Origin of the sequence: Mycolicibacterium sp. lyk4-40-TYG-92 (genome assembly GCF_030209435.1) — a bacterium.
Classification (GTDB): domain Bacteria; phylum Actinomycetota; class Actinomycetes; order Mycobacteriales; family Mycobacteriaceae; genus Mycobacterium.
In genome coordinates this window covers 1-22,633 of sequence record NZ_JARVRX010000029.1, presented here as the reverse complement: position 1 = coordinate 22,633, position 22,633 = coordinate 1, and the positions used below count along the sequence as shown (strand labels likewise).

At 67.2% G+C, this 22,633-nt stretch carries 23 protein-coding genes; 13 read left to right on the top strand and 10 right to left on the bottom strand.

The window, feature by feature from the left end; genetic code table 11:
- The 5 genes from QRN63_RS28650 to QRN63_RS28630 all read left to right on the top strand — a co-directional run bounded on the left by QRN63_RS28650 (position 1) and on the right by QRN63_RS28630 (position 5,348).
- Positions 1–585 (top strand): TetR/AcrR family transcriptional regulator, encoded by a 585-nt coding sequence (locus QRN63_RS28650; protein WP_285034479.1) that lies wholly within the window; start codon positions 1–3, stop codon positions 583–585.
- A gap of 60 nt (positions 586–645) precedes the next feature.
- Complete coding sequence (locus QRN63_RS28645; RefSeq protein WP_285034478.1) at positions 646–2,208, top strand: phytoene desaturase family protein; 1,563 nt, start codon at positions 646–648, stop codon at positions 2,206–2,208.
- Between the two features lie 65 nt (positions 2,209–2,273).
- Positions 2,274–2,975, top strand: a complete 702-nt coding sequence (locus tag QRN63_RS28640; protein ID WP_267315806.1) for a GntR family transcriptional regulator — start codon at positions 2,274–2,276, stop codon at positions 2,973–2,975.
- 83 nt (positions 2,976–3,058) lie between these two features.
- Positions 3,059–4,606: an NCS1 family nucleobase:cation symporter-1 gene (locus QRN63_RS28635; RefSeq protein WP_285034477.1), complete on the top strand. Its 1,548-nt coding sequence runs from the start codon at positions 3,059–3,061 to the stop codon at positions 4,604–4,606.
- A gap of 19 nt (positions 4,607–4,625) precedes the next feature.
- Positions 4,626–5,348, top strand: coding sequence for an aspartate/glutamate racemase family protein (locus QRN63_RS28630; protein WP_285034476.1), 723 nt, complete (start codon positions 4,626–4,628; stop codon positions 5,346–5,348).
- On the opposite strand, the gene puuE is transcribed toward QRN63_RS28630, so the two are convergent.
- The 3 genes from puuE to QRN63_RS28615 are packed head-to-tail and all read right to left on the bottom strand — an operon-like array spanning position 5,345 to position 8,417.
- The gene (puuE, locus tag QRN63_RS28625) at positions 5,345–6,247 is read right to left on the bottom strand and encodes an allantoinase PuuE (protein WP_285034475.1); all 903 of its coding nucleotides are present in this window, start codon (positions 6,245–6,247) and stop codon (positions 5,345–5,347) included. The genes QRN63_RS28630 and puuE overlap by 4 nt on opposite strands.
- Positions 6,244–7,206 (bottom strand): allantoicase, encoded by a 963-nt coding sequence (gene alc / locus QRN63_RS28620; protein WP_285034474.1) that lies wholly within the window; start codon positions 7,204–7,206, stop codon positions 6,244–6,246. Before alc ends, puuE begins: the two co-directional genes overlap by 4 nt.
- Positions 7,203–8,417: a DUF6986 family protein gene (locus QRN63_RS28615; protein WP_285034473.1), complete on the bottom strand. Its 1,215-nt coding sequence runs from the start codon at positions 8,415–8,417 to the stop codon at positions 7,203–7,205. Before QRN63_RS28615 ends, alc begins: the two co-directional genes overlap by 4 nt.
- Positions 8,418–8,520: 103 nt before the next feature.
- On the opposite strand from QRN63_RS28615, the gene QRN63_RS28610 reads away from it, so the two are divergent.
- The 4 genes from QRN63_RS28610 to QRN63_RS28595 all read left to right on the top strand — a co-directional run bounded on the left by QRN63_RS28610 (position 8,521) and on the right by QRN63_RS28595 (position 14,325).
- Positions 8,521–9,543 (top strand): alpha/beta hydrolase, encoded by a 1,023-nt coding sequence (locus tag QRN63_RS28610; protein ID WP_267315800.1) that lies wholly within the window; start codon positions 8,521–8,523, stop codon positions 9,541–9,543.
- 81 nt (positions 9,544–9,624) lie between these two features.
- Positions 9,625–10,761 (top strand): alkene reductase, encoded by a 1,137-nt coding sequence (locus QRN63_RS28605; RefSeq protein ID WP_285034472.1) that lies wholly within the window; start codon positions 9,625–9,627, stop codon positions 10,759–10,761.
- A 189-nt stretch (positions 10,762–10,950) separates the two neighbouring features.
- Positions 10,951–12,162: an acetyl-CoA C-acetyltransferase gene (locus tag QRN63_RS28600; protein ID WP_138247897.1), complete on the top strand. Its 1,212-nt coding sequence runs from the start codon at positions 10,951–10,953 to the stop codon at positions 12,160–12,162.
- Between the two features lie 15 nt (positions 12,163–12,177).
- Positions 12,178–14,325, top strand: coding sequence for a 3-hydroxyacyl-CoA dehydrogenase NAD-binding domain-containing protein (locus QRN63_RS28595; RefSeq protein WP_267315799.1), 2,148 nt, complete (start codon positions 12,178–12,180; stop codon positions 14,323–14,325).
- A gap of 128 nt (positions 14,326–14,453) precedes the next feature.
- Here QRN63_RS28595 and QRN63_RS28590 read toward each other — a convergent pair whose 3' ends face one another.
- From QRN63_RS28590 to QRN63_RS28565, 6 genes are all read right to left on the bottom strand, one after another.
- Positions 14,454–14,633, bottom strand: a complete 180-nt coding sequence (locus QRN63_RS28590) for a winged helix DNA-binding protein (protein ID WP_285034471.1) — start codon at positions 14,631–14,633, stop codon at positions 14,454–14,456.
- Between the two features lie 326 nt (positions 14,634–14,959).
- Positions 14,960–15,397, bottom strand: coding sequence for a TIGR03618 family F420-dependent PPOX class oxidoreductase (locus QRN63_RS28585; protein ID WP_285034470.1), 438 nt, complete (start codon positions 15,395–15,397; stop codon positions 14,960–14,962).
- 7 nt (positions 15,398–15,404) lie between these two features.
- The gene (locus QRN63_RS28580) at positions 15,405–15,827 is read right to left on the bottom strand and encodes a PPOX class F420-dependent oxidoreductase (RefSeq protein WP_267315796.1); all 423 of its coding nucleotides are present in this window, start codon (positions 15,825–15,827) and stop codon (positions 15,405–15,407) included.
- Positions 15,828–16,176: 349 nt separating this feature from the next.
- Positions 16,177–16,788: a class I SAM-dependent methyltransferase gene (locus QRN63_RS28575; protein ID WP_285034469.1), complete on the bottom strand. Its 612-nt coding sequence runs from the start codon at positions 16,786–16,788 to the stop codon at positions 16,177–16,179.
- 4 nt (positions 16,789–16,792) lie between these two features.
- Positions 16,793–17,218 carry a pyridoxamine 5'-phosphate oxidase family protein gene (locus QRN63_RS28570; protein WP_267315794.1) on the bottom strand — a complete coding sequence of 142 codons (426 nt, stop codon included), beginning with the start codon at positions 17,216–17,218 and terminating at the stop codon, positions 16,793–16,795.
- A 58-nt stretch (positions 17,219–17,276) separates the two neighbouring features.
- Positions 17,277–18,464 (bottom strand): FAD-dependent monooxygenase, encoded by a 1,188-nt coding sequence (locus QRN63_RS28565; protein WP_285034468.1) that lies wholly within the window; start codon positions 18,462–18,464, stop codon positions 17,277–17,279.
- Between the two features lie 81 nt (positions 18,465–18,545).
- Here QRN63_RS28565 and QRN63_RS28560 point away from each other — a divergent pair, with 81 nt between their 5' ends.
- Together QRN63_RS28560 and QRN63_RS28555 are read left to right on the top strand one after the other, a co-directional pair.
- The gene (locus tag QRN63_RS28560) at positions 18,546–19,097 is read left to right on the top strand and encodes a TetR/AcrR family transcriptional regulator (protein ID WP_267315792.1); all 552 of its coding nucleotides are present in this window, start codon (positions 18,546–18,548) and stop codon (positions 19,095–19,097) included.
- A gap of 113 nt (positions 19,098–19,210) precedes the next feature.
- Positions 19,211–20,227, top strand: a complete 1,017-nt coding sequence (locus QRN63_RS28555) for a VWA domain-containing protein (RefSeq protein WP_267315791.1) — start codon at positions 19,211–19,213, stop codon at positions 20,225–20,227.
- On the opposite strand, the gene QRN63_RS28550 is transcribed toward QRN63_RS28555, so the two are convergent.
- Complete coding sequence (locus tag QRN63_RS28550) at positions 20,228–20,533, bottom strand: type VII secretion target (RefSeq protein ID WP_285034467.1); 306 nt, start codon at positions 20,531–20,533, stop codon at positions 20,228–20,230.
- Between the two features lie 101 nt (positions 20,534–20,634).
- Here QRN63_RS28550 and QRN63_RS28545 point away from each other — a divergent pair, with 101 nt between their 5' ends.
- Both QRN63_RS28545 and QRN63_RS28540 read left to right on the top strand, forming a co-directional pair.
- Complete coding sequence (locus QRN63_RS28545; RefSeq protein WP_285034466.1) at positions 20,635–21,627, top strand: LLM class F420-dependent oxidoreductase; 993 nt, start codon at positions 20,635–20,637, stop codon at positions 21,625–21,627.
- Positions 21,628–21,632: 5 nt separating this feature from the next.
- Entirely contained in the window at positions 21,633–22,358 is a 726-nt protein-coding gene (locus QRN63_RS28540; RefSeq protein WP_285034465.1) for a YqjF family protein, read from the top strand.
- The last annotated feature ends 275 nt before the right edge of the window (positions 22,359–22,633 follow it).

Genomic DNA, 22,633 nt, shown 5'->3' with positions numbered 1-22,633 from the left:
ATGCCCCGGCCGCCACAGACCGTACGTAGTGAGCGCACGCGCGAGGCGTTGCAACAGGCGGCGTTGGTCCGGTTTTTGGCGCAGGGTGTCGAGGGCACCACGGCGGAGGAGATCGCCGCCGACGCCGGCGTCTCGCTGCGCACGTTCTACCGGCATTTCACGTCCAAACACGAGCTGCTGTTCGCCGACTACGACGCCGGCCTGCACTGGTTCCGCACCGCCTTGGCCGGACGGCCCGCGGACGAACCGGTGCTCACGGCTGTACAAGCCGCGATCTTCGCCTTTCCGTACGACTTCGGCGCCGTCACCAAGATTGCCGCCCTGCGCGAACAGGAACTCGACGCCGAGCGGATCGTCAGCCACATCCGGCAGGTCGAGGCGGACTTCGCCGACGCCATCGCCGAGCACCTCGAGCGCCGCGGTAGATCGGAAGACCGCCTGCGGATCGCGGTGACCTCGCGGACGATCGCTGCCGCGGTGTTCGGTGCGATGGAGGTGTGGATGCTGGGCGCCGAGCGGTCGCTGGCCGATCTGGCGCGGATGTGTCACCAGGCACTGGATCAGCTGGCGGCCGGGCCCGTCTGACCGTCATCGGCAAGTTTTGTCACTATTGACAAAACTATGCGCGGGTGCGACGCTGCGGAAATGGCGCAATTCGACGCGATCGTGGTGGGAGCAGGGCACAACGGGCTGGCTTCGGCGGTGATGTTGCAGAAGGCCGGCCTGCGCACGCTGTGTCTGGAGTCCAAGCTCTACTCCGGCGGTATGGCTTCGACCGTCGAACTCTTCGACGGCTTCAAGTTCGAGATCGCCGGGTCCGAGCAGTTCCCGACGTCGCTCAAGGTGAGCCAGGAGCTGGGCCTCGACGAGGTGCCGAGCGTCGAACAGGAGGTCATGTCGGTCAACATGCGGGGGATCGGTGACGAACCGTTGCTCTTCTACTCCGACCCCATGAAGCTGCTCACCCACATGAACGAGGTGCACGGTGCCGAGGCCGTCAACGGCATGGCCGGGCTGATGGCCTGGAGCATGGCACCGGCGCGGGCCCTGGGCCGGTTCGACGCCGGGCTGCCACCCAAGACGTACGACGAGATGTATGCCTGCGCCACAAACGAATTCGAGCGTTCGGCCATCACCGACATGCTCTTCGGCTCGGTGACCGACGTCCTGGACCGCTACCTGCCGGACAAGGACAAGCACGGCGCCATCCGCGGCATGCTGTCGGTACTGGCCTGCAACTCCACCTACCGCGGCCCGGCCACCCCGGGCAGTGCCGCCGCACTGGCCTTCGGACTCGCCGTCCCGACCGACGGCGCGTCGTTGATGCGAAAGCTCAAGGGCGGCATCGGTGCGCTGGCCAAGCACCTCGAGGACACGTTCGTCGCGCACGGTGGTGAAGTGCGGTTGCGCAGCGCGGTCGCGGCAATCACCGTCGCCGACGGTCGGGTCACCGGCGTCCGGCTGGACGACGGCACCGAAATCGCTGCACCCGTGGTGGTTTCGTCGCTCGCGCCGTCGTTGACGGTCGACCGGCTACTCGGCGCGGCTGTGCCCGACGATGTCCGGGCCCGGTACGCGCGCGTCGATCATCGCGGCAGCTACCTGCAGATGCACTTCGCGCTCGACGGTATCCCGGAATTCGCCGAGCCCTACGAGATGCTGAACAACCCCGAATTGCAGGGCACCATCGGTCTTTTCAGCACCCCGGAGGAACTGCAGCAGCAGTGGGAGGACAGCCGCCGGGGTATCGTGCCGGCCGACCCCTCCATCGCCTGGCAGATTCCGTCGGTCCTGGATCCCGAGCTGGCGCCGCCCGGCAAGCACGCGTCGTCGGCGTTCGCGCTGTGGTTCCCCGTAGAAGGAGATGCAGGGGGCTCCGCAAAATACGGCTCGATGAAACGGGAGATGGGACAACGGGTCATCGATAAGATCACGCGCGTGGCCCCCAACTTCGAGAAGCTCATCCTGCGGCACACCACGTTCACGCCACGGCACATGGACCGCATGTTCGGCGCCCCCGGCGGCGACTACTGCCACGGCCTGATCCACCCCGAACAGATGGGGCCGAACCGGCCCGGACCGCGCGGCTACCTCGACCAGGAGCTGCCTGTGGCGGGCCTCTACCTGGGCGGCGCCGGCTGCCACGGCGGGCCGGCCGTCAACTTCATCCCGGGCTACAACGCCGCCCACGCCGTCCTGAACACGTGATTCGCTAACCGAGCCGAAACGTCATCGAAACGCGTTCGGCAACAACGCCGACCTACTGTGCGGGTATGCGGCCCCACCGGCGTTCTGTCCTGCTCGGGCAGCTGGTGGCGGATCGGACCGCGCCGTCACAGCAGGGGGTGCTGAATGAACTGCGCCGTGCTGTGCTCGACGGCGGCGTGCCGCCCGGTACGCCGATCCCCTTGGCCGACGTGGCAGACGTGTTCGGCGTCAGTCAGATTCCGGTGCGAGAGGCACTGAAAACGCTCATCGGCGAAGGGCTGGTGGAGCACCGGCTCAACTTCGGCTACACCGTGGCCCTGTTGACCCCGCAGGAACTACGCGAAATGTATATCGTGCGTGAGGCTTTGGAGTCGGCGTCGCTGGGCGTCGCCGTGGCCAACGCGACCGACGCCGACCGTGCGGCCGCGGTCGCGGTCAATGTCCGGCTGGAGCAGGCGATCCGCGACGACGACGCGGGCGCCTACCACCGGCAGAGCCGGGAGTTGCATGCCGCTCTCACCCGACCGTCGCGCATGTACCGGCTGCTGCACATGCTGGAGGCGGCGTGGAATGTCACCGAACCCGTGCAGTCGATGCTGCATGTCAGCCGGGATGACCGCGCCGACCTGCATGCTGACCATTGTGCGATGGTCGACGCCTTCGTCGCCGGCGATGCCGAGCGCCTCATCACCGTCGCGGAAAACCATGCCGTCCGGCTCAACGCGGTGATCGCAAAGCTGCCGACCGACACCGGGCTGCTGGCGTAGCGGCGAACATATATCTTTTCCGCAATTGCCGCATATCTCAGGGGAAACAGCAGGGAAACGTTGTCTTCTTAGCGTTTTCGAGCATGACTGACACCCTCGTTCCCAAGGACCTGACCCCACCGGGCGCGGTGATCGGCGCAGGTGACATCGTCGAGGCCGCCGGCCACCCCATCGGTGGCGGCGTCATCAAACCGGATTACGACCCGCGATTGACCAACGAGGACCTCGCTCCGCTGGGCAAGCAGAGCTGGGGCTCCTACAACATCTTCGCGTTCTGGATGTCCGATGTGCACAGCGTCGGCGGCTATGTGACCGCGGGCAGCCTGTTCGCGCTGGGCCTGGCCAGTTGGCAGGTGTTGGTGGCGTTGTTGATCGGCATCACCCTCGTCTACTTCCTGTGCAACCTGGTCGCCAAGCCCAGCCAGGTTGCCGGTGTGCCCTATCCGGTGATCTGTCGCAGTGCGTTCGGTGTGCTGGGGGCGAACATCCCGGCCGTCATTCGCGGTCTGATCGCGGTGGCCTGGTACGGCATCCAGACCTACCTGGCGTCGGCTGCCCTGGATGTGGTGCTGCTCAAGCTGTTTCCGGGACTGGCCCCTTACGCGGACCTCGCCAGCCACGGCTTCCTCGGCCTGCCGGTGCTGGGCTGGGCCAGCTTCCTGCTGCTGTGGGTGCTGCAGGCCTGCGTCTTCTGGCGTGGCATGGAAGCCATCCGCAGGTTCATCGACTTCTGCGGCCCCGCCGTCTACGTCGTCATGTTCATCCTGTGCGGCTACCTCATCTACAAAGCCGGCTGGGGCGCAATCGATCTCAACCTCGGCGAGGTGAAGTACACCGGCCTCGATTCGATTCCGGTGATGCTCGGCGCCATCGCGTTGGTGGTGTCCTACTTCTCCGGTCCGATGCTCAACTTCGGCGACTTCTCCCGCTACGGCAAGTCGTTTGCCGCGGTCAAGAAGGGCAACTTCCTCGGGCTGCCGGTGAACTTCCTGGTGTTCTCGGTACTGGTCGTGGTCACCGCGTCGCTGACGCTGCCGGTGTTCGGCGAACTGCTCACCGACCCCGTGCAGACCGTGGCCCGCATCGACAGCACCTTCGCAATCGTGTTGGGCGCGTTGACTTTCACCATCGCCACCATCGGCATCAACATCGTCGCAAACTTCATCAGCCCGGCGTTCGACTTCTCCAACGTCAGCCCGCAGCGCATCAGCTGGCGCGCCGGCGGCATGATCGCCGCGGTCGGCTCGGTGCTGATCACCCCGTGGAACCTCTACAACAACCCGGAGGTCATCCACTACACGCTCGAGACCCTGGGCGCTTTCATCGGCCCACTGTTCGGTGTGCTGCTCGCCGACTTCTACCTGGTGCGCAAGCAGAAGGTGGTCGTCGACGACCTGTTCACCATGGCGGAGTCCGGAAAATACTGGTACACAGGCGGCTACAACAAGGTCGCGGTCATCGCCACTGTGGCCGGCGCGCTGCTCGCGGCGCTTCCGGTGCTGCTGGCGGGCAGCGTGTACGGGATGCACACCGCAGCCCAGTACAGCTGGTTCATCGGCTGTGGCGTCGCGTTCGGCCTCTACCGGTTGCTCGCTGTGCGCGACCGGTTCGTCGCCCAGTCGGTTGCGTGACTGTGCGGGAGTCCTTGGGATGAGCCGGATTTGGGTCATCAACCCCAACACCACAGAATCGATGACCGCCGGGATCGGCCGCTGCGCACAGGCAGTGGCCGACCCCGGCGTCGACATCGTTGCCGTGACGTCCGAATACGGTCCACCCTCGATCGAAAGCCACTACGACGAGGCCATGAGCGTGCCGGGTCTGATCGCGGCGATCCGCCGCGGTGAGGAATCCGGGGCTGATGGGTACGTGATCGCGTGCTTCGGAGATCCGGGACTGGACGCGGCGCGGGAGGTCGCGGCCGGGCCGGTCATCGGCATCGCCGAGGCCGCCATGCACACCGCCAGTCACCTGGGCCGGGGCTTCTCAGTGGTGACGACGTTGTCGCGCACCATGGGCCGGGCCGCCGATCTGGCGGAACACTATGGGATGCAACGGTTCTGCTTGGGCATTCACGCCTGCGACATTCCGGTGCTGGATCTGGAAAGCGACCCGACGGCACGCAAGGTCATCACCGAGGCGTGCCGGGAGGCGCTGGAGACCGACGGCTCCGACGTCATCGTCCTCGGCTGCGCGGGCATGGCTGACATGTGTGCGGCGATCTCGACGGAGCTCGGGGTACCGGTGGTCGACGGCGTGAGTGCCGCGACCCTGACGGTGCAGGCGCTGGTGCGGATGGGGCTGCGCACCGCGAAACGCGGCGAGTTCGCGACGCCGCCGGCCAAGCAGTACACCGTGCGGCGCGAGGGCTAGCGGGCCGGGTGCACGGCACGCCAATGCTCGGCGATGTCGATGCGCCGGGCCAGCCACACCCGGTCGTGCGACTGCACGTGGTCGAGGAATCGTTCCAGCGCGGCACTGCGCGCCGGTCGGCCGACCAGGCGGCAGTGCAGCCCGACCGACAGCATCTTCGGGCTGCCGCCCAGACCTTCGGCGTAGAGGACGTCGAACGCGTCCCGCAGATGGGCGAAGAACTCCTCGCCGTTGGAAAAGCCTGCGGGAGAAGCGAAGCGCATGTCGTTGGTGTCCAGGGTGTACGGCACCACGAGATGGTCGGTCTCGGCCACCCGCACCCAGTACGGCAGATCGTCGGCGTAGGAGTCCGAGTCGTAGACGAACCCGCCGTGTTCGACCACCAGCTCCCGGGTGTGCGGTGAGTCCCGGCCGGTGTACCAGCCCAGCGGCGCGGCACCGGTGAGCTCGGTCAGGATCCGTACCGCCTCGGCCATGTGTTCGCGTTCGGTGTCGCGATCGGTCAGCTGGTAGGACTTCCACTGCAGGCCGTGACAGGCGATCTCGTGTCCGAGCTCACCGAAAGCGGCCAGCGCCTCCGGGTTGCGCTGCAATGCCCGCGCCACCGCGAAGATGGTCAGCGGTATATCCCGGCGCTCGAAAAGCCTCAATATCCGCCACAATCCGGCGCGCGAGCCGTACTCATAGAGCGACTCCATGCTCATGTGCCGATTGGGGAACGCGTCGGCCGGGGTGATCTCGGACAGAAAGGTCTCCGAGGCCGGATCCCCGTCGAGCACGTTGTTCTCGCCGCCCTCTTCGTAATTGAGGACGAACTGCACGGCGACGGCTGCACCCCCGGGCCACTGCGGGTCCGGCGGGGTGCGGCCGTAGCCCACCAGGTCGCGTGGGTAGCTCACGCGAGTTCCCCGAACAGCCGCAACCGGGCCAGCCCCCCGTCTGGGTAGATGTCCAGTCGTGCCTCGGACACCACGTCACCGACGTCGACGAGGAAGCGGTGCCGGGTGTCGGGCAGTAGTTCGGTGTGGGGCAGCAGGTCGATCCACTGGCCGTCGGCGCGCAGCGCGGTCAGTGCCGCCGCCCCGGGGCTGTTCCCGATGAAGTACGACGTGTCGATCTCGGCGAGCCGCACCCGGCCCGGTCCGGCCAACCGGATGCGGACCCAGTCGTTGGCGTCGTCACGACGGCGGGCGGTTTCCCAGCCATCGCCCATCACCTGTGCTTGTCCGGGGAAGATCAGATTCTGCGGCGAGCTGTAGAAGCGGTTCGAGGCGTCGAGCACCAGACCGCCGTTCTCGAGCGCCGCCAGGTCCACGGGGCCGACGCCGAAGAATCGCTTGTCCGGCCGGCCTTCTCCGTGCACACGCAGCCGCGCCACCCCGCCGTCGGGAAAGATGTTGAGGCGCACGTGCGTCCAGCGCTGCTCCGAGGAGACCTCGAAGTTGTTGCGGGTGTCTCCATACACGCGGGAGCGTTCGATGAGCGGTACCCAGCCGGGGTCGGCCGCCAGCTGTTCGGCTGTCGGGTAGCCGTCGACCTCGATGGCGTCGACGGAGACGGCCGGCGGGTAGTTGCCCTTGAACCATGCGGTGTCGACCACCACGCCACGGATGACACCCGGCACACCGAGTCGCACGATTGCCGTGTCGTGGCCGGCGTCGCGCCGTCGCCGGGTCTCCCAGCCGTCGTAGATCTGCCCTTTGTGCCCGAACGATGCCGGCCGATATTGCGACGGGCCGGGGGAGATGAGGTTCTCTTTCTCCGCGAACACCTCGTCGTTCGCCCAGATCACCGCGCCGCCGAGGCTCCGTAGCGCGAGATCCGGCAGCCAGGTGAAGTCGGGCAGTGATTCAGTCATGACAGCTTCCGGTTCTTGAGGTTTCGTAGTACTTCGACGGTGGCGCCGGGTGCGACCGCGAGGACGTCGTCGGCGCCGAATGCGCCGCAATCCAGCCCGCGCAGCACCACGGCCGCCAACGCCTCGGCTGTCGCGGGTTCGTCGACGATCGGGCCGCCGGTGCGGTTCAGATAGGCCTGCAGTCGTGGCGCCGCGGCGGCCATGGCGGCCCGGAAGAAGGTGAAGGTCGCCAGCCACCGCGTCACCAGGTGGCCGGGGTGCATGTCCCATCCCTGGTAGAAACCGCGCTCGAGGGACCGGGTGACGAGCCGATGGTGGCGCCGGATCGCCTGCACCACTTGTTCTTCGGTGCCGATCGGGGCCACCTGCGTCGAGCCGTCCGCGAGCCAGACGCCGGTTTGCGCGGCGGCGGCCTGCATCACCGCTTTGGCGTGGTCGGCCACGGGATGATCAAGTGCCTGATGTTGCGGTGCGATCCCGCAGGCGGCGCTGTAATCGTATGTGCCGTAATGTAATCCGCTGCACCGACGATCGGCCAGGTGGATCGCGCGGGCGAGGGTGGCCGTCCCGTCGGGTCCGAGTACCGCCTGTGGGCTCTCGATCTGCAACTCGAAGCGCAGGGTGTGATCGGCCAGACCGTGCGCGGCCTCCAATGCCTCGCACACCCAGACCGCCGCGGTGACCTGTTCGGCCGCACGCAGTTTCGGCACGGTGAAGACGAATCCGTCGACAGCGCCGGCGTCCAGCACCAACTCGAGGGTGCGCAGGGCCCGGCGCCGCTCCGCGGTGGTCAGGCCTTTGATCCGAATCCCGCTGTGGCGCAACCCGAGTGCGGGCAGCGTCACCGCCGCCCGCGCCGCATCACGATCCTCCACGCCGTCGCCGCGGTGGCCGTAGCCATCCTCGAAGTCCAGCCGCAAGTCGGCGATCGGCGCTGCGGTGAGCTGGTCGCGCACCAGCGCCACCGTGGTCTGGTCGCCGAGTTCGGCGAAGACCTCCGGGTGCCGGTCCAGCAGTTCGAGCGCGGCCCGGCCCCACTGCGCAGGCGTATCGGGCGTCGCGTCGGCCGCGCTGACGTAGACGGTATGGATCGGCTGGGCCGCGGGGCCGTCACCCGGAAACCGCGCCGCGAGGTCGGCGTCGACGCGGGACAACAGGGTGTCGATGCGATCGAGCGCACCCGACGGGATGCGATGGTGGGGAGCCGACACCTGCCTATCGTGCCGTGCCGGGTCGATCTCAGCACGTCGAGCCTGAGCCGGTTTTGCTTAGCTGATCTAGTCTTGGTGCAGCAACGTCGCAAAAGGAGTCCCGATGACCAGTGCCGAACGGATCGACGACCCGGCCGAGAACTCGGTGCCCGAGCCCGTCACATACGCCGGCCCCGAATGGATGGGCAAGGCCAACTGGCACTCCGTCGCCGAGTCCTACCTGCTGCGGGCCGTGAAGCCGCTGCTGTTCCTGCTGACCAAGCTCATGCTGGCCATCAACAAGCGGTTCCCGCAGGTTCTGCTGGACCGCGCCTACGACGGTTCTGAGCGGGTGACGAACTGGATGCCCGCGGTCCGTGGGTCGCGCACCGAAAAGGTCGAGCTGCCGAACTGTCCGGCCGAATGGGTCTGGAGCGAGACCACCCCGCCGGTCGACGGCCGCGTCATCATCTACTTCCACGGCTCGGCCTTCATCGCGCTGGGCATCAACAGTCACCGCCCGCTGGTGAGCCACATCGCGCGCGACAGCCACGCACGGGCCCTGAGCGTCGGGTACCGGCTGTGCCCGCGCAACCTCGTCGAGGACGCGGTCGAGGACGGTGTCGACGCCTATCGCTACGTCCTGGCGCAGGGGGTGAAGCCCGAGAACATCGTGCTGGCCGGTGACTCGGCCGGCGGCTTCATCGCGGCCATGACGGCCGTGACGGTGCGCGACCTGGGCATGGCGCCGCCTGCCGGGTGTGTGCTTCTCTCCGCTGCCACCGACAGTGACATGACGCCGAAATACGAAGCAGCCGCGCGCGTTCCGGACGCCATGTTCCCGGTCGACTTCCTCCGGATGATCAATGAGGTCTTTCTGCTGCGTAACGGCGGGCGCGAAGCGACCCCGTCTCCGGTCGACGCCGACCTGCGCGGCCTCGGCCCGTTCCTGCTGCAGGTGGGTTCGGAAGAGGCGCTGCGGCCCGACTCGGAGCTGCTGGCCGAGCGTCTCGCCGAGGCCGGGGTGCCGGTGCGGCTGCAAATCTTCGACCGCGCCGTGCATGTCTTCCAGGCCTTCGCCTTCTCGAACCCCGACGCCCGTCGCGCAGTCGGTGAGGTCGCGGAGTTCGTCAAGGCCGTCGCCTAGCCCCACCGAGAGTTGGCTTGTGGTCGAGAATCTCGCGAATTCTCGACCACAACCCAACATTCGACGCTATGTCGGCCGGGAATGAACCGGTGCGGTGCCGCGGTTGCCCACTTCGTGACTGCCGCTCCCTTCCGCCTTTCCGCCGACGCCGCACTGCTCAAGCCCGTTCAGGTCGGTGACACGCCGGCCGCCAACCGTCTGTTCATGGCGCCGCTGACCCGGTCGCGGGCCGACGCCGACGGCACACCGTCGGACTTGGCGGCCGAGTACTACTCGCAGCGCGCCGCCGCGGGGCTCATCATCTCCGAGGCCACTGCCGTCTCGCGGGGCGCCAACGGCGCCTACATGAACACCCCCGGCATATACACCGACGGGCAGCAGGCCAAGTGGGCACAGATCGCGCAGGCCGTACACGATGCCGGCGGAAAGATGTTCGTGCAGCTGTGGCACGTCGGTCGCATGGCGCATTCGGAGATCAGCGGTGCCAAGCCGGTCGCGCCGTCGGCCATCGCCGCCGACATGGTCACCCACACGCCCACGGGCAAGAAGCCGCTGGAGATCCCACGGGCGCTCGACATCGAGGAGATCCCCGGGATTGTCGCCGACTTCCGTGCCGCCGCGCGCCGCGCGATCGACGCCGGGATGGACGGCGTGGAGATTCACGGCGCCAACGGTTACCTGTTGCACCAGTTCGCGTCCGATGTGGTCAACCAGCGCACCGACGCGTATGGCGGATCTCCGGAGAACCGGGCCCGGCTGATCGCCGAGGTCGTCGAAGCGGTCGTGGCCGAGGTCGGAGCCGGGCGGGTGGGGTTGCGGATATCTCCCGGAAACCCCGCCGGCGACATGCGTGAGGACGACGCGTTCAGCGCGTACGAGGCTCTGCTGAACCGGATCGACCCGCTCGGTATCGCCTACCTACACGTGCTCATCGACCCCACCGAGGGTCTGTTCGGTGCGATCCGTGCGTTGTGGTCGGGGACCTTCGTGCTCAATACGGGACGGACGTCAGGCACCGATTTCTGCCAGCTGAACAGCTTCGTCGACCTGGGTGCCATCAGTGCCGCGGCGGTCGGGCGGTCCTTCCTGGCCAACCCCGACCTGGTCGACCGACTGATCCTGGGGGCCGAGCTCAATGAGCCTGACGTGGCGACGTTCTATGCGCCGGGGCCCGTTGGCTACACCGACTATCCGACTCTCGCTGAGGCGGTCGCTTAGCCCGTGGCGTAATGGCCACTTATTGCACGTCAGCTTGCTGAGAACGTGCAATAAGTGGCCTTTTGCGTTTGTCTGGTCACTCTCCCAACCACCTGGTTGGGAGGGCCTGTTACGCTTCCGAATAGGGGACCGTCTACCGGCCGGTAGCCGCACCCACAACCCCATCTCAATAGGACCTGGAGCAAACACATGTCCGAAGAAGCCTTCATCTATGAGGCCATTCGCACGCCCCGTGGCAAGCAGCGCAACGGTGCACTGAACGAGGTCAAGCCGGTCAACCTGATTGTCGGCCTGATCGACGAAATGCGTCGTCGCAATCCCGATCTGGACGAGAACCTGATCAGCGACGTCATCATGGGCGTCGTCTCGCCCGTCGGTGACCAGGGCGGCGACATCGCCCGCACCGCCGCGCTCGTGGCCAAGCTGCCCGAGACCACCGGTGGTTTCCAGCTCAACCGTTTCTGCGCTTCCGGCCTGGAGGCCGTGAACCTGGCCGCCCAGAAGGTCCGTTCCGGCTGGGACGACCTGGTGTACGCCGGTGGTGTCGAGTCCATGAGCCGCGTCCCGATGGGTTCGGACGGCGGCGCGTGGGCCGGTGACCCCGAGACCAACTACCGCATCGGCTTCGTCCCGCAGGGCATCGGCGCCGACCTGATCGCCACCATCGAGGGCTTCTCGCGCGAAGACGTCGACGCCTACGCCGTGCGCTCGCAGGAGAAGGCCGCCGCAGCGTGGTCGGGCGGCTACTTCGCCAAGTCGGTCATCCCGGTCAAGGACCAGAACGGCCTGACCATCCTGGACCACGACGAGCACATGCGTCCGGGCACCACCCTGGAAAGCCTGGCCAAGCTGAACTCCGCGTTCGCGGGCCTGGGCGCCATGGGCGGCTTCGACGACGTGGCGCTGCAGAAGTACCACTACGTCGAGAAGATCGACCACGTCCACCACGGTGGCAACAGCTCGGGCATCGTCGACGGCGCCGCGCTGGTGCTGATCGGTAGCGAGGCTGCCGGCAAGTCGCAGAACCTGACCCCGCGTGCCCGCATCGTGGCCACCGCCACCAGCGGTGCCGACCCGGTCATCATGCTGACCGGCCCGACCCCGGCCACCAAGAAGGTCCTGGACCGCGCCGGCCTGACGGTCGACGACATCGACCTGTTCGAGATCAACGAGGCCTTCGCCTCGGTCGTCCTGAAGTTCCAGAAGGACCTGAACATCCCGGACGAGAAGCTGAACGTCAACGGTGGCGCCATCGCGATGGGTCACCCGCTGGGCGCCACCGGCGCCATGATCACCGGAACCATGGTCGACGAGCTGGAGCGTCGCGGTGCCAAGCGTGCCCTCGTCACGCTGTGTATCGGCGGCGGCATGGGCGTGGCCACCATCATCGAGCGCGTCTAGGGAGATTGAAAGAACATGGCTGAGAAGACAATTCAGTGGGACAAGGATGCCGACGGCATCGTCACCCTCACCATGGACGACCCCACGGGTTCGGCCAACGTGATGAACGAGCACTACAAGGAGTCGATGCACTACGCGGTGCAGAGCCTGCTTGCCGAGAAGGATTCCATCACCGGTGTCGTCATCACCAGCGCGAAGAAGACCTTCTTCGCCGGCGGTGACCTCAAGGGCATGATGAGTCTCGGCCCGGACGACGCCGGCGAGGCGTTCGCCATGGTCGAGGACATCAAGGCCGACCTGCGCGCCCTGGAGACCCTGGGCAAGCCCGTCGTCGCCGCCATCAATGGCGCCGCCCTCGGCGGTGGCCTGGAGATCGCCCTGGCCACCCACCACCGCATCGCGGCGGACGTGCGCGGCAGCCAGATCGGCCTGCCCGAGGTCACCCTGGGCCTGCTGCCCGGCGGCGGCGGCGTCACCCGCACCGTGCGCATGTTCGGTATCCAGAAGGCCTTCATGGAGGTCCTGAGCCAGGGCACCCGCTTCACCCCGGCCAAGGCGCAGGCCGTCGGCCTGGTCGACGAGCTCGTCGACACCGTCGAGGAACTGGTCCCCGCCGCCAAGGCGTGGATCAAGGCCAACCCCGAGGCTCACACCCAGCCGTGGGACGTCAAGGGCTACAAGATGCCCGGTGGCACCCCGTCGAGCCCGGGCCTGGCCGGCATCCTGCCGTCGTTCCCGGCTCTGCTGAAGAAGCAGCTCAAGGGTGCGCCGATGCCCGCGCCGCGCGCCATCCTGGATGCCGCCGTCGAGGGTGCGCAGGTCGACTTCGACACCGCGTCGCGCATCGAGAGCCGCTACTTCACCAGCCTGGTCACCGGCCAGACCGCGAAGAACATGATCCAGGCGTTCTTCCTGGACCTGCAGGCCATCAACGGTGGCGCCTCGCGTCCTGACGGCATCGCCAAGCAGGACATCAAGAAGATCGGTGTGCTGGGCGCGGGCATGATGGGCGCCGGTATCGCCTACGTGTCGGCCAAGGCGGGCTACGAGGTCGTCCTCAAGGACGTCACGCAGGAAGCCGCTGACAAGGGCAAGAACTACTCCGAGAAGATCGAGGCCAAGGCGCTCGAGCGGGGCAAGACCACGCAGGAGAAGTCCGACGCGCTGCTGGCCCGGATCACCCCGACCGCCGACCCGCAGGATCTCAAGGGCGTCGACTTCGTGATCGAGGCCGTGTTCGAGAACCAGGAACTCAAGCACAAGGTGTTCCAGGAGATCGAGGACATTGTCGAGCCGAACGCGCTGCTCGGCTCGAACACCTCCACGCTGCCGATCACCGGTCTGGCGACCGGCGTGAAGCGCCAGGAGGACTTCATCGGTATCCACTTCTTCTCGCCGGTCGACAAGATGCCGCTGGTGGAGATCATCAAGGGCGAGAAGACCTCCGACGAGGCGCTGGCCCGGGTGTTCGACTACACCCTCGCCATCAAGAAGACCCCGATCGTCGTCAACGACAGCCGTGGCTTCTTCACCTCGCGCGTGATCGGCACCTTCGTGCAAGAGGCCATCGCCATGCTGGGCGAGGGCATCGCTGCGGCTTCCATCGAGCAGGCCGGTTCGCAGGCCGGCTACCCGGCTGCGCCGCTGCAACTGAGCGATGAGCTGAACCTCGAGCTCATGCACAAGATCGCCGTGGCTTCCAAGGAGGGCGTCGAGGCCGAGGGCGGCACCTACGTGGCGCACCCGGGCGAGGCCATCGTTGAGAAGATGATCGAGATCGGTCGTCCGTCGCGCCTGAAGGGTGCCGGCTTCTACGAGTACGTCGACGGCAAGCGCACCCAGCTGTGGCCGGGTCTGAAGGAGACCTTCAACTCCGGCTCGGTGTCGATCCCGCTGCAGGACATGATCGACCGCATGCTGTTCGCCGAGGCGCTCGAGACCCAGAAGTGCATCGACGAGGGCGTGCTCACCTCGACCGCTGACGCGAACATCGGCTCGATCATGGGTATCGGCTTCCCGCCGTACACCGGTGGTTCGGCGCAGTTCATCGTCGGCTACCAGGGCGAGCTCGGTGTCGGCAAGGAGGCCTTCGTGGCCCGTGCCAAGGAACTGGCCGCCAAGTACGGCGATCGCTTCCTGCCGCCGGCTTCGCTGGAGAGCTAGTCACCAGCTGGCGCCAACAGTCGCAAAACCCCCAAATCCCAAGGGATTTGGGGGTTTTTGCATCGGTGGGGAGTGTGCGATCCTGCCGCAAGAGCCAGTGGTAGCGAGTTCGTTGTCGCCCCAAGGGATTACGAGATCGACCCGGCCGAAGCTGCGGGCGCCTTCACGTGAAGCCACAGTTTGTCGAGGATGCGTTGAAGGTCCCGGCGGTCGCGCTCGCTGAGGACGTCGACCAGTTCGCCGCATGCCTGCTCGAAGACCGGGACCGCTTCGGCGACCAGCTTTTCCCCTTCAGGGGTGATGCGCACCGGCGTGCTGCGCCGGTCGGTGGAATGACGTGTCCGCGCTCGAGCTTGCGATTCACCGCGGCGATGACGTCGTCGGCCAACCACAGCAGGGACAGCCCCAGCCTGGCCGCACTGACGTCCTTCGCCGGATCGGCACCCTTCATGAGACTGAGGGCGGGCCGCATGGCCTCTGGCGCAGTGAGTTTGAACCGGGCAGCCGAGAGGGTGCGACGAACGTTGGAGGCGCTGATCTGCGGCCGGCTCATGGCGACTGCCTAGGAGGTTGACAGTAAGGCAACCGAACTGAATCGCCGGCGTGGCGTCCCCGGCAACCGGCCGGCCCGGGCTCAGCGCGCGGGGTTCGAGTACACCCGTGTCGGCGTGATCAGCACCGCGGCGCGACCCTCGTCCCGCATGACGCGGTCATAGGTGTCCCAGTCGTCGTGGGTGCCGCCGGCGGCGGTAAAGACGTTGCGCAGCAACACTCGTAGCGTCTCGGGATCGGTGTCGTCAGGGCCGACGACTTCCGCCGTCCCCTCGACCGTCAGCCACTGCCACCCCGCATGCGCGACGACCGTGGTGCGCGGGTCCGCGCGGAGGTTGCGTAGCTTGCGGGTGGACCCGATGGCGACGAGTGCGACGACGGGTGCCGCGGTTGTCGGATGCGGCATCACACCGGCGTTGACCACCGAGGACTGGATGCTGCCGTCACCGCGCAGGGTGTTCAGCACAACCAGCCCGTGATCACGCGCGGACAACTCGGCGAATGCGGACAGGTCGGTCATGATCTCCTCAATCTGCCACGTCAAATGCGGCAATGACTTTCGTGGGTTTGACCCGGACGACGAGTTCGCCGGGGACGCTGTTGCGGCGGCCGTATTCCTCGGCGCGGTCGGCGCCCATGTAGCGGCCGCCGGTGCGGGTGGCGATGTCGAGCAGCTCGTCGGGATCCTCACTGATGGCCGCGACGCCCTGCACCTGGACGAACGCATAGGGCGGGGACGTGTCGTCGACGCACAACACCACCCGTGGGTCGCGGGTCAACGCCCGCCCTTTGGCGGTGTCCTTGCCGGTGTTGAACACCAACTCGCCGTCAGCCACCACGAACCAGATGGGTGCGGCCAGCGGCCGGCCGTCGGTGGCGACCCAGCCCAGCACCGCGGTGCGCGTGCCCTCGGACAGAAACGCGATCACATCGTCGGAAAGTTCGGCCATGTGGCCACGCTACGCCCGGCGGCCGGTCTTCCCGTTCCGGCTCCGTACCGGCGCGGGCGGGCACCGATTCGGGCCCAGTCCGCCATTGACTCTGAGGCCAGGCACACGTGTAGTCGGGTTTGGTGTGCGTAGCCGCACGATCAAGGTGCGGCCCTCGTTGACTGTGAACCCACGCACGTGTCTACTCGTACTTTGTGTGCGTAGGCGCAATGTCAACGCGCACAAGGTGATTGCTTGTCAAGTGCCCAGCAGTTGACTACGCGAGCAGTCCCCAAGGGCTAGGCGCCCGCAGCAAGACTGCCGCTCTCGGCCGAAAACGACAGTTTTGCGCGAGGTAGCCGCGGCAGGCTCAGGTGCGCCGCCGCCCGAACAGGTAGTACCGCGCCGGGTTCTTGCCGTTGTGGTCGAGTCCCGGTTCGTCGCCGCTGGCCAGCAGCGTCCACCCGATCGCGAACCGCCGCTGCACCTCGGTCGGATCGATCCCGGGCACCCCGAACGAGGCGCCCGGCACGAACGCGACGATGAGCAGGCGCGCGTCCGGCGCCGCGACCGCCGTCACCTCGCCTACGTAGGCGTCGCGGTCGTCGGCGCTCATGCCGTGCAGGCACCCGTTGTCGACGATCAGGTTGAAATCCGCGCCGATGCCCTGGCCGGTGAGCCGGGTGGCGTCGGCCTGGTCGAACCGTACCGAGCCCGGCGCCGAGCCGTTCTGCTTGGCGGCCTTGGCGCGCGCCTTCTGGACCGCCGTCGCGACGTAGTCGATGCCGGTGACGTCCCAGCCGAGCCCGGCGAGGTACAACGCGTTGTCGCCGGTACCGCAACCGATGTCGAGCGCGGTGCCCGGGGTCAGGGCACCGTCGCCCTCGACCAGCTCCCGCAGGCTGGTGGCTAGGGGATGCCCGTCCCACGGGGTGAAGCCGAGCCGGTAGAAGACCCGGAACAAGCGTCGTCGGGACGACATGGCATCACATCGACCCTAGGTCGGCGGACAGCCAGTGCTTCGGGTCGACGGTGACGGTCACGCTGGGGCCGTGCTCGCGCCGCGCCATCTCGAGGTAGGCCGGGGCCTTCTCCTTACCGAGATACCGTTCGGCCATCTCGACCAGTTGCTCGTCGGTGCCTGTCTCGATGCTGAGCACCGGACCGTCGACCGCGACGTAACGGACCGACGGCTCCAGCCGCTCGGCCATCAGCGACACGTGCCCGGCCGCCTCGATCAGCTTGTGTTTACGGGAGCCGAGACCTGTCAGCAGCCACAATTTGCCGCCGGGGGTGTACTGGTACCAGATCGGCAGCGTCAGGGGACCGCGGTCCGGCCCGGCGTTGACGGACAGTGCCCCGATGTGTGGTTCGGCCAGAAATTGTTCGCGTTCATCTTTGGAAAGGGCCATGAACCCAACGTAGCGAAAATGGGTGACACCGCAGCGGCTTCGGCCACACGCGAAGACGTCAGTCGGGCAGCGGCATGGTGTCGTAGAGCCGCACGCCCTTGGCGTTGAGCCGGGCCAGCCGGCCGGTCAGGCCACGCGGCAACACCGATATGGTCCGCCCGACGCCGAGGAGCGTCCTTGCGCCCCAATCAGATCCGGGCACGATGGTCTTGGCGTTGACGCGCGCCATGGTGCGGCTGCCGGCCACCGGCGCGGCCATCGTCCGCTCGTAGGCGGCGAACGCGGCCGTGTGATCGCCGCGGGCCGCCGCCAAGGAATGCGCCAGGACGTACGCGCCGTACACCGCCAAACTCGTGCTCCCGCCGACAGCCGGCCCGGGGCAGTACCCCGCGTCCCCGACCAGCGTGATCCGTCCCCGCGACCAGGTACTCATCTCCAGTTGGGTGATGGCGTCGAAGTAGAACGCCGGGGTGTTGTCGAGCTCCTGTAGCCAATGGTCGACCTCGGGACCCACGCCCTCGAACGCCGTGCGCAGGTGGCGCTGCTGAGCGGCGATATCGCGGTAGTGGTAGTCCAGCGGCTGGTCGGTCCGGAACATGAACACTGCCCGGGCATCCTCGAGGTGGTCGGCGCTGTACACCATGGCGATCTTCCGTGGCGCCAGGTATCCGCTCATCTCACCTTTGGGCGCAAGCATTTTCGGCACCGATACCACCGCCAGATAACCGCCGAGAAACACCTCCCGGGCCTGGTCACCGAAGGCCAGCTGCCGAACCCCGGAGTGCAGGCCGTCGGCCCCGATCACCAGGTCGTAGCGCTCCGGGGCGCCGCGCTCGAACGTCACCTCGCCGTCGTCGGTGATGGACGTGATCTGGTCGCCGAAGCGGAACTCGGCGTCGTCGCAGACGGCGTCGTAGTACGCCTGGCCGAGGTCGTCTCGCATGATCTCGATGTGGCGGTCGGACATTGCCCCGATGAGTTTGACGTAGTCGATGTGGGTCCACCGGTTGCTGGGCGGACGGTTCAGGGTGAGGGCCGTGGTCCCGGTGGCGCGGGACTCGATGCGGCCCAACACACCCATGCGTTCGGAGATCTCCATGGCGGGGCGGAAGAGGTCGACGGCGTGGCCGCCGGTCTTGCGCAGGGCCGGCGCGCGTTCGACCACCGTCACGGCGAATCCATTGCGGGACAGCCAGTAGGCCAGGACCGGGCCGGCGATGCTGGCGCCGGAGATGAGCACCTTCATGGATTCCTCCCCGTTTACTTAACGGTCGGTAAGTGGATGTCCGGTCAGCTTACCGCCCGTTAAGTAAGTTAGGGTGGCTACGTGGCGAGAACCCCGTCCGACACCCGCGTGCGCATCCAAGATGTGGCGCGCGAGCTATTCAGTCAGAAGGGCGTGCAGCGGACCAGCCTGCAGGACATCGCCGATCGGCTCGGTATCAGTAAACCCGCGCTCTACTACCACTTCAGCTCGCGCGAGGACCTGGTGCGCAGCATCCTGCAGCCGTTGATCGACGAGGGTGAGGAGTTCGTGGCCGCGCAGGAACGACTGCGCGGCGCGGCCCGGGCCACGCCACGCGAGCTGCTGCAGGGCTACTTCGACTTCCACTACCGGCACCGGGCCGACCTGCTGCTCATCGTCACCGATCTGACGACGCTCGCCGACCTGGGACTGATCGACAGCATGCTGGCGTGGCGCGAGCGGCTGGGCAAGCTGGTCTTCGGGCGTCGGCCCACCCTCGAACAGTCCACCCGGGCCGTCATCGCGTTCGGTGGTCTCCAGGACTGCTGCCTGCAGTTCCCGGACGTGCCGGCCGACCAGCTGAGGCGGGCGACGGTCGACGGCGCCATGGCCGCGCTCGGGCTGCCGGACTGACGGGCCGATCGGATCCGGAACCGGCCGCATCCGGTGCCGCACTCGTGCGCGTCGGTACGATTGCCGCATATCGGTCTGAGTGATCGACGCCGAACGCAAACGGAGAGTGCCTGTTGGAGATCCCCTTTATCGGGCCACTGACGCTGTCCGGGTTCTCGAGTGCCTGGTTCTTCCTGTACCTGATCGCCGTCGTCGGCGCCGTCGCGATCTATCTGCTGCTGCGCAAGGCCCGTCGCAAGCGTGTGCTGCGGTTCGCCAACACCGAACTGCTGGAGCAGGTCGTCGCGGCCCGCCCGAAGACGCGCTCACGGTGGCGGCACGTGCCCGCGGTGCTGCTGGTGATCTCCCTGGTGCTGCTCACCACCGCGATGGCCGGACCGACCCACGACATCCGGATTCCGCGCAACCGCGCCGTCGTCATGCTCGTCATCGACGTCTCCGAATCGATGATCGCCACCGACGTGAAGCCCAGCCGCATCGAGGCGGCGAAGAGCGCCGGTAAGACGTTCGTCAAGGGCCTGACCGACGGGATCAGCGTCGGCCTCGTGCAATTCTCGTCCAGCGCAACGATGCTGGTGGCGCCGACCAGCGACCACGACGTCGTGGCGCGGACCATCGACACCCTGGAGCCGTCCCCGCGCACCGCGACCGGCGAAGGCATCTTCACCGCGCTGCAGGCCATCGCCACCCTCGATGCGGTCATGGGCGGTGGTGACGGTCCGCCGCCCGCCCACATCGTGCTGATGTCGGACGGCAAGGAAACCGTGCCGGCGGACCCGAACGACCCGCGCGGCGCACTGACAGCCGCCCGGGCGGCCAAGGACCAGGACGTCGTGATCTCGACCATCTCGTTCGGTACGCCGTCGGGTGTCATCACCTACGAGGGCCAGGAAGTGCCGGTCCCGACCGATGACCTGTCGCTGCAGAAGATCGCGAAGCTGACCGGCGGCGAGTCGTTCCGCGCCGAGACCCTCGACCAGCTCACCCGGGTGTACGCCAACCTGCAGCAGCAGATCGGCTACCAGACCATCCGCGGCGACGCCAGCGGCAGCTGGACGCGCGTCGGTTTCTTCGTGCTGGTCCTGGCGCTGTTCGCGGGCCTGCGGATCAACAACCGCCTGCCGGGCTGATCAGCGCCCCGGCATCGTCTTGCCGATGGCGTCGCCCCCCGCGGCGTCGGTGCTCTGGTATTTCGTGGCCGCGGTACTCAACGAGTCGGCGAAGGCCGTGATGGCCTTGCCCAGGTTCTGGCAGTCGGTGTTCAGTAGCGGGCCGACGCGCTGGCAGGCGGCGCCGGAAGCGAGCCCGGACATGCCGGCCGCGGCCGCGTTCAGGGCTTCTCCCGGCTTGGCTGCGCCGACGGCGGAGCCGCACGACGTCATGGTGCTCGCCGCGGCAGTCAGGACCTGCGGATCGACGCGCAATTCTGGTGCCATGGTTTTCAGCCTAAGCCCGGGACGCGACGGTTCCCGACGCAGTTTCGTGGGGCAGTCGGGTTCAGGAGCGCACGCGGCGAAGCCGTCCTAAAGTCGGGACCATGCGCTTTGGATTGTTCATCCCGCAAGGTTGGCGTCTCGATCTGGTGGGGATCGCCCCGCAGGACCAGTGGCAGGTGATGCGCGATCTGGCCGCGTACGCCGACGCCGGGCCCTGGGATTCGCTGTGGGTCTACGACCACTTCCACACCGTGCCGATGCCGACCGCGGAGGCCACGCATGAGGCGTGGACGTTGATGGCGGCCTATGCGGCGACGACCTCGCGGATCAAACTCGGCCAGATGTGTACCGCGATCAGCTACCGCAACCCCGCGTACCTGGCGAAGGTCGCGGCAACCACCGACATCATCTCCGGCGGCCGGGTCCAGATGGGCATCGGTGGCGGCTGGTACGAACACGAATGGCGCGCTTACGGTTACGGCTTCCCGTCGGCCGGCGTGCGGCTGGCCCGGCTCGACGAAGGCGTCCAGATCATGCGCACCGCCTGGCGTGACGGGGTGGTGAGCTTCGACGGCAAGCACTACCAGGTCGACGGGGCGATCGTGCAGCCCAGGCCGTTGCAGGCGGGCGGCATCCCGCTGTGGATCGCCGGCGGCGGCGAGAAGGTGACGCTCAAGATTGCCGCGAAGTACGCGCAGTACACCAACTTCACGTCCGAGCCCGCCGGCTTCGCGCACAAATCCGGAGTGCTGCAACAGCATTGCCGTGAGGTCGGCACCGACTACGACGGCATCGTCCGCTCGGCCAACTTCAATGTGGTGATCGGGGAGTCCGACGCCGACGTCACGTCCCGCATCGCGCGCATCCGGGATCGTCAGGTCACCGTCGCGAACGAGGCTGCGGTCGACGCGATGCTGGCGAGCATGACGTCAGCCGAATCAGACTGTGGCACAGCGGAACAGGTCGTGGAGCGGCTCCGGAAAATGAAGGACGTCGGCTGCGAGTACGCGATCATCTATTTCCCGGAGGCCGCGTACGACAGATCGAGCATCGAGGCGTTCGAGCGCGAGGTCATCCCCGCGCTCAGTGACTGACCACGGTGGACGGGTTCCTGGTCGACGCACCGCCGCTGCGGCCGCCGGTGTGGGTCGAACAGTTCTGGGGCGACCTCACGTTCCTGCACTGGCCCGTCGACCCGGGGAGCGTCGCGCACCTGTACCCGCCCGGCACCGCGCCGGACATCTTCTCCGACGGGCTGACGTACGTCGGCCTGGTGCCGTTCGTCATGCACCGCTCGGCCGTCGCCGGCGGAGTGCCGTTGCCTTACTTCGGGGCCTTCGCCGAAACCAACGTGCGGCTGTATTCGGTGGACGCCGCCGGCCGGCACGGGGTGCTGTTCCGGTCGCTGGAGACGGCGCGGCTGGCGGTCGTCGGGGCGACGCGGCTCGGCATGGGGGTGCCCTACACCTGGGCCAAGCTGCGCGTCACCCGCACCGGTGACCGGATCACCTACTCGGGCACGCGCCGGTGGCCGGAGCGCGGCCTGCGCACCCTCGCGACGGTGGCGATCGGTGAACCCGTCGCGCCGACACCGTTGGAGGTGTGGCTGACCGCACGCTGGGGCGCGCACACCCGCAAGGCCGGCCGGACCTGGTGGGTGCCCAACGAACACCCGACGTGGCCGCTGCGGCAGGCCGACGTAATCGAGCTGACCGACGATCTGGTGCCCGCCAGTGGAGTGGTGCCGGTGGGGCCGCCGTTGCGCGCGCTGTTCTCGCCGGGGGTGGCGGCCCGCTTCGGGCGGCCCGTCGCGCTTCGTGGCTGATCCGTTCATTCGAGCTGTTTTCGGGGCACGAGACGGAGCGGTCAGGCTGCGCAAACACCTCACGCGACCTGTGAGGTTGATGTGAGTACGTCCTTACCCGGCGGATACGGCTGGGAAACGGGATCGCGTGGCCGCCTTGCAATCGTCTTGCATCAATAGATCGAAATGGTCGATGCCATCGGGTATACCCATACTCCACGCTCGCTGTGTAGTTGCTGAACAACGGCAACCGCACCGAAATGCCGGGCCACTGAATATGAAAGGCGTCTCTACTT